Annotated in this window: 11 protein-coding genes; 2 read left to right on the forward strand and 9 right to left on the reverse strand. The window is 72.2% G+C overall.

What is annotated here, in order from left to right; translation table 11 throughout:
- Window positions 1–91: 91 nt before the first annotated feature.
- From ACWCQS_RS43945 to ACWCQS_RS43960, 4 genes are all read right to left on the reverse strand, one after another.
- Window positions 92–1,228: an NlpC/P60 family protein gene (locus ACWCQS_RS43945; protein ID WP_451009720.1), complete on the reverse strand. Its 1,137-nt coding sequence runs from the start codon at window positions 1,226–1,228 to the stop codon at window positions 92–94.
- Between the two features lie 124 nt (window positions 1,229–1,352).
- A complete protein-coding gene (locus ACWCQS_RS43950; protein WP_451009721.1) occupies window positions 1,353–1,655 on the reverse strand; it encodes a hypothetical protein in 303 nt (100 codons plus the stop codon).
- A gap of 4 nt (window positions 1,656–1,659) precedes the next feature.
- On the reverse strand, window positions 1,660–2,319 hold the full coding sequence (locus ACWCQS_RS43955; protein ID WP_451009722.1) for a TetR/AcrR family transcriptional regulator: 660 nt from the start codon (window positions 2,317–2,319) through the stop codon (window positions 1,660–1,662).
- A 186-nt stretch (window positions 2,320–2,505) separates the two neighbouring features.
- Window positions 2,506–3,444, reverse strand: a complete 939-nt coding sequence (locus ACWCQS_RS43960; RefSeq protein ID WP_451009723.1) for an AurF N-oxygenase family protein — start codon at window positions 3,442–3,444, stop codon at window positions 2,506–2,508.
- 124 nt (window positions 3,445–3,568) lie between these two features.
- On the opposite strand from ACWCQS_RS43960, the gene ACWCQS_RS43965 reads away from it, so the two are divergent.
- Both ACWCQS_RS43965 and ACWCQS_RS43970 read left to right on the forward strand, forming a co-directional pair.
- Window positions 3,569–4,678 carry a ferritin-like domain-containing protein gene (locus tag ACWCQS_RS43965; protein WP_451009724.1) on the forward strand — a complete coding sequence of 370 codons (1,110 nt, stop codon included), beginning with the start codon at window positions 3,569–3,571 and terminating at the stop codon, window positions 4,676–4,678.
- Window positions 4,679–5,429: 751 nt separating this feature from the next.
- Window positions 5,430–6,332 (forward strand): hypothetical protein, encoded by a 903-nt coding sequence (locus ACWCQS_RS43970; RefSeq protein WP_451009760.1) that lies wholly within the window; start codon window positions 5,430–5,432, stop codon window positions 6,330–6,332.
- 23 nt (window positions 6,333–6,355) lie between these two features.
- Here the strand turns inward: ACWCQS_RS43970 and ACWCQS_RS43975 are convergent, their stop codons facing one another.
- The 5 genes from ACWCQS_RS43975 to ACWCQS_RS43995 all read right to left on the reverse strand — a co-directional run bounded on the left by ACWCQS_RS43975 (window position 6,356) and on the right by ACWCQS_RS43995 (window position 11,929).
- Window positions 6,356–7,813, reverse strand: coding sequence for a penicillin-binding transpeptidase domain-containing protein (locus ACWCQS_RS43975; protein ID WP_451009761.1), 1,458 nt, complete (start codon window positions 7,811–7,813; stop codon window positions 6,356–6,358).
- A gap of 23 nt (window positions 7,814–7,836) precedes the next feature.
- A complete protein-coding gene (locus ACWCQS_RS43980) occupies window positions 7,837–9,198 on the reverse strand; it encodes an FtsW/RodA/SpoVE family cell cycle protein (RefSeq protein ID WP_451009725.1) in 1,362 nt (453 codons plus the stop codon).
- Between the two features lie 69 nt (window positions 9,199–9,267).
- Entirely contained in the window at window positions 9,268–10,518 is a 1,251-nt protein-coding gene (locus tag ACWCQS_RS43985) for an ATP-binding protein (RefSeq protein ID WP_451009726.1), read from the reverse strand.
- Window positions 10,515–11,291 (reverse strand): hypothetical protein, encoded by a 777-nt coding sequence (locus tag ACWCQS_RS43990; protein WP_451009727.1) that lies wholly within the window; start codon window positions 11,289–11,291, stop codon window positions 10,515–10,517. Before ACWCQS_RS43990 ends, ACWCQS_RS43985 begins: the two co-directional genes overlap by 4 nt.
- A gap of 128 nt (window positions 11,292–11,419) precedes the next feature.
- A complete protein-coding gene (locus ACWCQS_RS43995) occupies window positions 11,420–11,929 on the reverse strand; it encodes a protein-tyrosine phosphatase family protein (RefSeq protein ID WP_451009728.1) in 510 nt (169 codons plus the stop codon).
- Window positions 11,930–12,027 lie beyond the last annotated feature (98 nt).

The raw sequence follows: 12,027 nt of genomic DNA on the forward strand, positions 1-12,027 counted from the left end.
TCTCCCCGGCCCATTCCCCCATCACCACGAAACGAGTCTGGCCCCGCCGCTCACGCGGCGGGGCCAGAACCCCAAGATCTTCATGAGCCTTCTAGTCGGTTGCGGTGGCGGGGGCCTGGTCGTCCGGTCGTACGGCGCCGAGTACCGGATGGGACGCCAGCGGTGACAGCTGGACGTTCGCTCCGGGTCTCGGTGCCTCTACGACCTTGCCGTCGCCCACGTACATCGCCTCGTGGGTCGCGTCCGGGAAGTACACCACCAGGTCACCGGGGCGGAGGTCGCCGAGCGGGATCCGCTTCAGGCGCTGCCACTGCTCCTGGCTGGTGCGGGGGATGGATCTGCCCGCGTATTGCCAGGCCTCGGCGGCGAGGCCCGAGCTGTCGTAGCCGTCGGGGCCCTGCACACCCCACCTGTACGGCTCGCCGAGCTGGTACAGGGCATAGCGCACCGCGAGGGCGCCCTCGGGGGAGGGGAGGCGGTTGGCGGGGAGGGAGCCCGCGGTGGCGAGCTTGTGCTGGGCCTCGGTGACGCCCCGCTGTTCCAGCGCGGCGACCGCGGCCAGCTGGGCCGGGGTGAGGGAGGCCAGCAGGCGTTCCACATCGGCCAGTCTTCTCTGCACGTCGTCGCGCTGCTTCTGCTGCCGGTCGGCGAGGGTGAGCTGGGTGTCCAGGGCCGTGCGGGACAACCGGGCCAGGATGCCCCGCTGCTTCTCCGTGGCGGTCAGCCGGTGCACGGTACGGGCCTGCACGCGGACCAGCTCACCGATGACATGGCCCTCGTCCAGCGCGTGCTGCGGATCGGGCGCGAGGAGCACGCGGACGTACGGGCCGAGGCCGTCGGTGCTCTGGTACTGCCGGCGGGCCAGCCGGCCGGCATCGGTCCGGCTGTCCTGCAGCGCGAGGCGGGTGCGGGCGAGTTCACCGTCGAGGCGGGCCACCGCGGCGCGCTGGCGCTTCAGCTTCTCGGCGGTGGCGTTGTAGGTCTCGGTGGCCTTTTCGGCCTGGCGGTACAGCTGCTGAAGGGACGTCAGCAGTTGGGGCACGGACCGCTGTTGGGCAGGTACGGACTGCTGTTGGCCCGGTACGGGCCGCTGAGGGCCGGGTGTCGACCGCTGAGGGCCCGGTCCGGGCCGATGCGGGTCCGGGGCGGCCGCGGTGGGGGCGGGCACGAGGACGGCCTGGGCCGCCAGCACGGTCGTACAGGCCAGGCGCAGAAGCATCCCTGACACGTCATCACCTCGGGTGCGGGGAGGGAATCCCGGCGGGCGGGCTGGTCGCCTCCTATCGCACCGCGATAATCAGATGTATCCGTGGGGGACGCGCTCCTGGCGTGCGCGGTTCGGCGCAGGCCTGTCACTCCTTCGTGTCGTCCGGCTCGCCGGGTGGCGTGGCGGCGGGCTTCGACCAGGGCCACCGGAGCTTTCCGCCGGAGGTGTCATCGGGGTCGTACTGGTACTTCCACCCCTGGATCAGGCCCAGCCGCCTGCTGTGCCCCCTCGGCACACGGTGGTAGACGAGCACCGTGGGCGGGCCGCCGTCCGGGTCCGGGACGGGGATGCGGTACGTCTTCGGGGGGTGCCCGGTGGGCCCGACCATGACCGGCAGCACCCGCCCGTCCATGGGGCCGCCCTCGAAGGGGGTGTCCTGACTCTTCACGGCTTCAGTGTCGGCCTTCCGCGCCGAGTGCGCTGACGAGGGCGGCCGTCTGCGGGTCCCGGGCCGCGGTGACCGTGAGTACGGCCACGAACTGCTCCACCAGCCAGGCGCGCAGCTCCTCGACCGGGGGCTGCTTGTCCTCGTCCAGCCAGATCAGGGAGGCCGCCTCCACGGCCGTGATCCAGGTCCGGACGGTCATCCGCAGCCGGGGGCCGGGCTCGGCGACGCCGAGGTGGCTGTAGATGTGCTCGGCGGCGGCCCGCCGCACCCCGTCCACGATGGCCGTGGTCCGCGAGGTCTCCACCACGCTGCCGCCCTGGAGCAGCGCGCTGAAGCCGGTGTCGTGTTCGTCGACGAAGCTCAGATAGCGGTCCAGGGCGCGGGACAGGCGGGGCAGCAGGGGGCCCTCGCGGGGCTCGTCGAAGCACAGCTGGAGCTCGTCGGCGGCCGAGCGCAGCGCGGCCTCGTACAGCTGCTGCTTGCCGCCCGGGAAGTACCGGTACACCAGCGGCCGCGAGACTCCGGCGGCCTCCGCCACGTCGTCCAGCGACACGTCCTCGGGGGCCCGGTGGGCGAAGAGGTTCAGGGCGGCGGCGAGGAGCTGGCTTCGCCGCTCCTCGACGCTCAGGCGGCGGTAGGCGGGGGTGGCGGCGGACGGGGTCATGGCCGTCAGCCTAATCGCTCCGCTCGGGGGGCCGTCTTTTGTCCGCCGGTCCGTTGTGGCTGGTCGCGTCCACGCGGCGGAGCCGCACATCGATTCGGCCCCGCGCCCCTTGGGAACCGCAGCGCCGTCGGCTTCGAGGCGCGGCACCCCACAGCGAGCAGCGCCAACCCCCTGCCCGGCCCGGACCTACGCCAGCAGCCCCGACGACCTCCACAGCCGCCGCCCGACCCCCCGCAGCACCCCGATGTCGTCCAAGAAGTCCGTCAGCCGCTTCGCCCCCGTCTGCATGACCTCGCGCCGGTGCCCGCTCGCCTTCACCTGGGCCATGGCCTCCCGCTTGTCCAGGCCCACGTTCGTGTAGACGTCGGGGTTCACGAAGGCGACCGAGAACACCCGGGCGAACTCGCCGGACGTGACCCGGGTGAACTCCTGGGACCACTTCGGCGCCGTCATCATCTGGCGCCGCAGTTCCTCACGGGCGTACCGGACGTGCCGGGCCTCCTCGACCACGTGGATGCGGGTGACGCCGCGGATGAGGGGCTGGATCCGCTCGTCCGGGAACGTCAGCCGCTGCATCCAGTCCAGGACCTCCTCGCCGAGGAGGGTGGCGGTGAAGGAGCCGGGCGTGGTGGAGATGGTCTTGAAGACGCGGCCGAGGTTCTGGTGGACGCGGCTCACCGGGTACCAGGGTGTGCCGCCGTGCGAGATCAGGCGCGCGAACATCTTGGAGTGCCGGCACTCGTCCTCGATCTCGGTGAGGGCGTAGCGGACGTGCGCGCTCGTCGCCGCCTTGTCGTAGATGTGCCGGACCAGCAGCTGCATCAGGATGATCTCGAACCAGATGCCGAGCGAGGCCAGCGCCGCCGCCTCGTGCTGGGAGAGCAGGATGCGCTGCTCCTCGCTCATCCGCTTCCACATCGGCGTGTCGTACAGCGAGACCAACTCCGGGGGCCAGAACCACTTGCCCTCCTCGAAGGGCGCGTCCCAGTCCAGCTCCTTGTCCGGGTCGAAGGAGTGCTTGGCGGAGGAGGCGAGCAGCCGTTCGGCCACCTGCTCCCGGTCCTTGAGCAGGCCGAGCGCATCGCGCAGACCGTCCAGCGCGTCCGCTTCCGTCAGGGTCGTCATGGCTCCCTCACCTCGTTACCGGGGGGTACGTCGTCCTGCCTCTTATGAGACTGCCTGTCAGCAAGCCCGTCAATCCCCTGCACATGACTTGTTGACTTCGCGTCTACGTGTGAGCCTGCGGGGTATGCCGACCCATGACCTGTACGCCAACGACCCCGGTGACCCCCTCTGGCAGGTGCCCGCGAGCGGTGCCGCCCGGTTCAGCTGGGAGTACGACGACGGCCGCGAACGCCTGCTCGCCCTGTACCAGAAGGGCAAGGACAAGCAGTGGGACGGGCAGCAGCGCATCGACTGGGACCTGGAGGTCGATCCGTACGACGCGCTGGGCACGCCCGAGGAGGCCATGTCCCTGTACGGCACCAAGTACTGGGACAAGATGACGGAGCAGGACAAGGGGGAGCTGCGGCGGCACTACGCCTCCTGGCAGTTCAGCCAGTTCCTGCACGGCGAGCAGGGCGCGATGATCTGCGCGGCGCGGATCGTGGAGTCGGTGCCCGACCTGGACGCCAAGTTCTACTCCGCGACCCAGACCATGGACGAGGCCCGGCACGCCGAGATCTACGGCCGGTTCCTGCACGAGAAGATCGGGCTCGTCTACCCGATCAACGACAACCTCCAGTCCCTGCTCGGCGACACCCTGCGCGACAGCCGCTGGGACATGCCCTATCTGGGCATGCAGGTCCTCATCGAGGGGCTGGCGCTGGCCGCGTTCGGGATGATCCGGGACACCACCAACAAGCCGCTGCCCAAGCAGATCCTGACCTACGTCATGCAGGACGAGGCCCGGCACGTGGCCTTCGGCCGGCTGGCCCTGAGGGACTACTACAAGCAGCTCACCGACGCCGAACTGCGCGAGCGCGAGGAGTTCGTCATCGAGGGCTGCTATCTGATGCGTGACCGGCTGCGGGGCGTGGAGGTCCTGGAGAACTTCGGCATCCCCAAGGCCGAGGCGGAGGAGCTGAGCGAGCGCTCGGAGTTCCTCCAGCTGTTCCGCAAGCTGCTGTTCAGCCGGATCGTGCCCTGCGTCAAGGACATCGGGCTGTGGGGCAAGCGGCTCCAGCAGGCCTATGTGGACATGGGTGTCTTCGAGATGGGCGACGCCAACCTGGATCTGCTGATGGCCCAGGACGAGGAACTCGCCGAGCAGTTGGACGCCCAGCGCTTCGCCGCCGAGGAGCGGGAGCGGATCGCGGAGGTCCGGGAGGCGATCGAGTCCGGCGCGGGGGAGAGCTGAGGCGAGTGCGGACCTTGGCGGCGAAGAGCCGAGGCGGGCGGAGAGCCGAGGCGGGCGGAGGGCTGAGGCGGTGGAGGGCTGAGGCGGTGGAGGGCTGCGGCGGGTGGCGGCTGTGGCGGTGGAGGCTGAGGTCCAGCCCGGACCGTTCCGCCCGACACCCGGGCGCCCCGCGCCTTTCGGCCGGCCCTCAGCCGTCCCGCACCCCGCCGCCGATCCCCGGCCCCGCACGCTCCGCCTGGTTCCCTGGGCGCAGGGCCGAGGCGGGCGGAGGGTTGAGGCGGGTGGGCGGCTGCGGCACACCCGGGCGCCCCGCGCCTTTCGGCCGGCCCTCAGCCGTCCCGCACCCCGCCGCCGATCCCAGCCCCGCATGCTCCGCCTCGTTCGCTGGGTGGAGGGCCGAGGCGGGCGGAGGGCTGAGGCGGTGGAGGGCTGCGACGGGTGGCGGCTGTGGCGGTGGAGGCTGAGGTCCAGCCCGGACCGTTCCGCCCGACACCCGGGCGCCCCGCGCCTTTCGGCCGGCCCTCAGCCGTCCCGCACCCCGCCGCCGATCCCAGCCCCGCACGCTTCGCCTCGTTCGCTGGGTGCAGGGCCGAGGCGGTGGAGGGCTGCGGCGGGTGGGCGGCTGTGGTGGTGGGGGCTGAGGGCCGGCGCGGACCGTTCCGCCCGACACTCGGGCGCCCCGCGCCTTTCGGCTGGGGCTGAGGTGACTGGCGGGCCGTTCACCCCGGTGCAGTAGCGTGCGGACGTGTCCATGCCTCCGCCGCAGCAGCCGTACCCGAACGGCCAGCCGTACCCCAACGGCCCCCAGCAGCCGCCGAACCCGTACGGCCCGCCTCCGCAGGCCAACCCGGGTCCGTACGGCCAGCAGTCTCCGCAGGCCGCCACGGGTCCCTACGGCCCGCAGCCCCCGCAGGCCGCCCCCGGCCCGTACGGCTCCCCGTATCCGCAGCAGCAGCCGTACCCGCCCCAGCAGCCCTACGCCCAGCAGCCGTACCCGGGCTGGGGTGCGCCGCCCATGGCCCCGCTGCCGAAGAAGCGGCGGGTCGGGCTGATCCTCGGGATCGTGGGCGGCGGCGTCGTGGCGGTCGTCGTGGCGCTCGCCCTGATCGGGATGGCGGTGGAGAGCGGCTTCCCCCAGGCGAAGAACAAGCTCACGCTGCCCCAGACCCTGCTCGACGGCAAGTACCGGCTCGCCAAGAACCTCTCCGCCACCGAGGGCAAGAAGATCGAGGACGAGGCCGACGGCGCCTGGGACGCCAAGGACACCCACGGAGTCGTCGGCACCTACGCCCTGGGCGGTGACGCCACCAAGGGCAACGTGGTGGTGTCGGGCATGTACGGCCGGTTCAAGAACGCCGACCTGGTCCGCCGGGAGGCGATGAAGGGCTTCGCCCAGGGCGGTAGCAACCCTGAACTGGCGGTCGCCCCCAAGGAGTTCCACCTGCAGATGACGATCAGCTGCGAAGTCGTGACCCAGGAGCAGACGGACACGAAGATCACCATCCCCGCGTGCGTCTGGGCCGACGGCAACACCAGCGCCACCGTGGCCTTCGTGGACAGGCCGCTCGCCTCGCAGAACCCGTCGGACGTCGATCTGGCGGCGCTCGCCAGGCAGACCGTCCAGATCCGCTCCGAGGCGGTCGCGCCGATCTGACCGTCGGCCCCCTCGGCCGGTGCTCACCGGCCGAGGACCGCCCGCATCACATCCCGCGCGATCGGTGCCGCGTCGCCGGCGCCGCTGATCTCGCCCCGGTTCGCCGAGGCGTCCTCCACCACCACCGCGACCGCCACCTGCGGGTCCATGGAGTTGTCGGCCTGCGCCCAGGAGACGAACCAGGCGTACGGAGCACCGGAGTTGCCGACCCCGTGCTGCGCGGTGCCGGTCTTGCCGCCGACCAGGGCGCCGGGGATGGCCGCCCGGGTGCCGGTGCCCTCCTGGACCACGTCGGCCATCAGCCCCTTGAGCTGTTCGGCCGTGGCAGGGTTGATCACCTGCCGTACCGGATGAGCCCCGCTCCCGGCCACCGTCTCACCGCTGTGCCGGGTCGTCCGCTCCACGAGGTACGGCGTCCGCAGCTGCCCGCGGTCCGCGACGGCCGCCGCGACCATCGCCATCTGCAGGGGCGTGGCCCGCGTGTTGTACTGCCCGATCGAGGACAGCGCCAACTGCGCCTGGTCCACGTGCGGGTCGAAGGTGCTGGGCGCGACGGAGAAGGGGATGCGCAGCCCGGGGTCGTCGAACCCGAACGCCCGCGCCGTGGCCACCATGTTCTGCACCCCGACGTCCACGCCCAGCTTGGCGAACACCGTGTTGCAGGACCACTCGAAGGCCGACCGCAGCGAGGCGTCCTGGCAGCCGTCGGCCTCGTTGGTCAGCCGGGTCGTGCTGCCGGGCAGCCGGTACGGGTCGGGGGAGTCGGTGCGCGCGTCCAGGTCGGTGACCAGGCCCGCGTCCAGCGCCGCCGCCGCGGTGACCACCTTGAACGTCGACCCCGGCGGATAGGTCTGCCGTACCGCCCGGTTGAGCATCGGCTTCTGCGGGTCGTGGTTGAGCCGCTGCCACTGCGAGGCCACCGCCTTGCCGTTGCCGGACAGCACCCCGGGGTCGTACGACGGACTCGACACCAGCGCCAGGACCCGGCCGGTGGCCGGCTCGATCGCGGCCACCGCGCCCTTGCGCCCGGCCAGCCCCCGGTACGCCGCCTGCTGCGCGGCCCGGTTCAGCGTGGTGACGACGTTCCCGGCCGGAGCGAGCCCGCGCGTCATGTCGTTCCACAGCGGCAGCGGCGCCAGCACCGGATCCGTGCCGGAGAGCACCCCGTCCCCGGCGTGCTCCAGGAACGTGGTGCCGTACGACTGCGAGGAGAAGCCGGTGACCGGCGCGTACAACGGGCCGTCCTTGTAGCTGCGTTCGTAGCGCAGCTGCTCTCCGGTGTCCACGGAGCCGGTGACCGGCTGGTCGCCGACCAGGATGTCGCCGCGCGGATGGCCGTAACGGGCGATCTCGGCGCGCCGGTTGGCCGGGTTGCCGTCGTAGACCCCGGACTGCACCACCTGCACCCGGGCCGCGTTCACCAGCAGGGCCGCCAGCAGCAGCGCGCAGAACCCGCAGGCGTGCCGGATGTAGCGCCCCATCGGCCGCCCGCCGCCGTAGTCGCTCACGCCGCCTCCTGCCCGTCGTACTGGCTGCGCGCCGAGTCGCTCACCCGGATCAGCAGCGCCACGATCGCCCAGTTGGTGACCACCGAGGAGCCGCCCTGTGCGAGGAACGGCATCGCCATGCCGGTCAGCGGAATCAGCCCGGTGACCCCGCCCGCGATCACGAACACCTGGAGCGCCAGGATCGAGGCCAGCCCGACCGCGAGCAGCCGGCCGAAGGGCTCGCGCAGGGCGAGGCCCGCCCGGTAGCCGCGCTCCACCAGCAGCGCGTACAGCACGAAGATCGCGGCGAGCCCCGCGAGCCCCAGCTCCTCGCCCGCCGTGGCCAGGATGAAGTCCGACTTGACGGCGAAGCCGATGAGGACGGAGTGCCCGAGTCCGAGCCCGGTGCCGAGCATTCCGCCGGCGGCGAAGGCGAACAGCGACTGGGAGAGCTGGTTCGGTCCCTGCCCGGCCTCGATGGTGGCGAACGGATGCAGCCAGTCCTCGATCCGCTGGTTCACATGCGGCTCCATCCGCCCGACGGCCACCGCACCGAGGACGGCGAGCAGCAGGCCGACCGCGATCCAGCCGGTCCGCCCGGTGGCGACGTACAGCAGCACCACGAACAGCGCGAAGAACAGCAGCGAGGTACCCAGGTCCCGCTCCAGGACCAGCACGCCGACGCTGACCAGCCAGATCGTCAGGATCGGCCCGAGCACCCGCCCGGTCGGGAACTGCAGCCGCCACAGCCGGCGGCCCGTGTACGCGAGCGCGTTGCGGTTGGCGGCCAGATAGGCGGCGAAGAACACCGCGAGCAGCACCTTCGCGAACTCGCCGGGCTGGATGGAGAATCCGGCGATCCGGATCCAGATCCGGGCGCCGTTGATCGGCGGGAACAGGATCGGCAGCGCGAGCAGTGCGAGCGCGGCGGCCACGCACAGGTAGGCGTACCGATCGAGCACCCGGTGGTCGCGCAGCACCAGCACGACCCCGATGAACAGCGCGATGCCGAGCGTGGACCACACCAGCTGGGCCGGGGCCGCCTGGCCGCTCGGCGTCTCCCGGTCCAGCCGGTAGATCAGGACCAGCCCCAGCCCGTTGAGCAGCACACCGATCGGCAGGAACAACGGGTCGGCGTACGGCGCCCGGATGCGCACCGCGAGATGCGCGCACAGCGCGAGCCCGGCGAGCCCGGCGCCGTAACCGGCGGCGCCGGGCGGGACGGTGCCGGTCCGGGCCAGACCCACCGCGCAGTAGCCGTAGACGGACAGCAGCACGGCCAGCACGATCAGGGCGAGTTCGACGCCACGACGCCGGGGGAGGCGTACGGCGGGTGCGGGAGCCTGCTTGGCCGCCACGGTGGTTCCGGCCTTGGTCATGCCCGGAACCTACCCAAACAGGACGTCTTGTGTGTTGTGCCGGCCGGCGCCAGCGTGGCGTGGGGCGCTTTACCGCCCCTCGACCACCGGCAGGACCAACGTGGCGACTGCTCCACCGTCCACCGCGTTGCCGAAGAACAACCGCGCCCCCAGGACCTCCGCCTGCCCCGCGGCAATCGTCAGCCCCAGCCCGTGGCCGGTCGCCCCACCCTCCGTACGGAACCGCTGCGGCCCATGAGCCACCAGATAGTCCGGATAGCCGGCCCCGTGATCGCGTACGGTCACCACGGCCCCGTTCACCGTCAGAACCACCGGCGGCGCCCCGTGCTTGTGCGCGTTCGCCACCAGGTTCCCCAGCACCCGCTCCAGCCGCCGCCGGTCGGTCTCCACCCGGGCGTCGGCGAGGACACGCACCTCCGTGTCGGTGCCCGAGGCCCGTACCACCCGCCGGGCCAGCGCCCCCAGCTCCTCGGTGTCCACCGCCGGCTTCTCCCGCCCGGTGTCCAGCCGGGAGATCTCCAGCAGGTCCTCGGTGAGGGTGCGCAGCGCCGCCACCCGGTCCCGCACCAGCTCCGTCGGCCGGCCCGGAGGCAACAGCTCCGCCGCCGCGTGCAGCCCGGTCAGCGGGGTGCGCAGCTCGTGCGCCACGTCCGCGGTGAACCGCTGCTCGCTCAGCAGTTTGCTCTGCAGGCTCGACGCCATGGAGTCCAGCGCCGCCGCCACCGCGGCCACCTCGTCCTGCGGCCGGGACGGATCCTTCGTACGGGGGTCGTCGACCCGCGCGTCCAGGTCACCCGCGCTGATCCGCCGGGCCACCCGGGCCGTGCCGTGCAGCCGCCGGGTCACCCGGGTCACCGCGAACACACCGACCAGCACCGTCGCCCCGATCGCGAGCGCCGACGACCACAGGATCGAGGTGTCGAGCCCGCTGATGGTGCGGGACTGCTGCGAATAGTCGACCGCCACGGCGAGCGCCCGGTGCCCGGCCACCGGGCCCGCCGCCCACATGGTCGGGCGTCCGTCGTGCTGGGAGACCATGGTGCCGCGCTCGCCGGCCGCCGCCAGGGCCCGCAGCGGCGCGGGCAGCCCCTCGGGGTCCACCCCGGCGTTCGGCAGCAGCGTGTCCCCGGCCTCGTACGCCTCGGTGGCGTCCGCGAGGCGGGACAGGGCCTTGCTGCGGGCCTGCCCGACGGTCTGGTTGGTCACCGACACATGCACCAGGACGCCGAGCAGCGCGGCCAGCGCACAGCACATCACCGTGATGAACGCGGCCGCCTTCACGGCGAGCGGCCCGGCCCAGCGGGGCAGTGCGAGCCTCATCGCGCGCTCGCGGAGGAGGAAGCGGAGGGGGAGGCGGGGGGTGAGACGGGCGGCGAGACGGACGGTGAGGGCGAGGCCGAGGGCTTCTTGGCGTGCCGGCCCTTACCCGTGTGCAGGTACTCGTCGCGGGAGAACGCCATCGCGCGCTGCCCCGGGTCCCACACCCAGGTCGTGCGGTACTCGTAGCCGGAGATGTCGGCCGGCGAGCGCTCGATCAGTGACCGGCCGGCCAGCTCCACGCCGAGGATCGCGTCGTTGTCGGACAGCACCTGCACCAGCCTGTGCTTCTCCACGGTGTAGACCCGCACGCCCGTCTGGTTGGTCGGGTAGAGCCGGAAGCCCAGCGTCATGTCGTCACGGCCGTCGCCGGTGAGGTCCCGGTAGTACGGCTTCAGCAGCGGGCAGCGGGCCTGGTCGCCGCCCGGCCGGCAGCCCTTCAGCCGGTCCACGGTCGCGTGGTACGCCCCCTTCGACCCGTAGTCGTCCGGATGCGCCTTGATCTCGGCCTCGACCACCTTCACCGGGTCCACCTTGCGGATGTCGTCGCCGGGGACCGTGATGCCCTTGACGACGCTCCTGGTCGCCACGTCGTAGGGGTACGCCGGGCTGGACGCCGGACGCAGGTCCGGCCAGAGCTTGGCGGGGCTGACGGCGGCCGGGGTGGTGCCCGCGCCCCGCAGCTCGCCGGTGTCCCCGCAGCCCACCGCCGTCACCGACAGCAGGGCGACGGCGGCCGCGGTGAGGGCGGTGCGCGCGGGACGGCGGGCTGGCACGGTGCTCCTGGGGTGTCGGGGTCGGTCGGGACCCCGTACACCTTATTCGTAGACGCGAAAAATTCTTATGTAAGTCGTACGTAAGTCCTTTTTGCACCCGTGGGGGGTAGGTGCTGCTGGGAGAGAGGCTACTCGGCCAGCTCCTCCAGCAGCCGCACCGTCGACAGGCCCGCGCGCAGGTACTCCACGAACAACTCGTTGTGCAGCGCCCACGCCGAGCGCCGGGCCCGGATCAGCCGGATCACCTCGTCCGGCGCGGCATGCCCCCGCTGGACCAGCGCGTGCGCGACGACCAGACCCGAGCGGTTGTACCCGTGATAACAGCGCACGAGCACCCGGCGACCGGCGTCCAGTGCCTCGTTCGCCGCCCGGGCCAGCCGGATCACCCCGGCGAGCTGCGTCCCGTCCAGCGGGCCGTCCGGTATCGGCCACACATGGTGCTCGACCCCCGGATCGGGGCCGTACCCCGGCAGCCGCAGCAGCGTCTGCACCACATCGAACTCATCACGTACGACGGCGAGCTCCGGCCGTCCCGAGCGGCCCAGGAACTCGTGTCCGCCCATCCACAGGCCGGGCACGATCTCGTTCCACGGGCTCTTCGGAGCCGGTACGTCGGGCTGCTTCCCGCGGATCCGCAACGGCGCCTCCCCAACTCCCCCAACCGGGGCCGCCCTCCACGGTAACCGGTCTTGCCCCAGGAGCACCCCGCCTGTTCCCATGGTCGAGGGGTGATGGC

Source organism: Streptomyces sp. NPDC002076 (assembly GCF_053593835.1).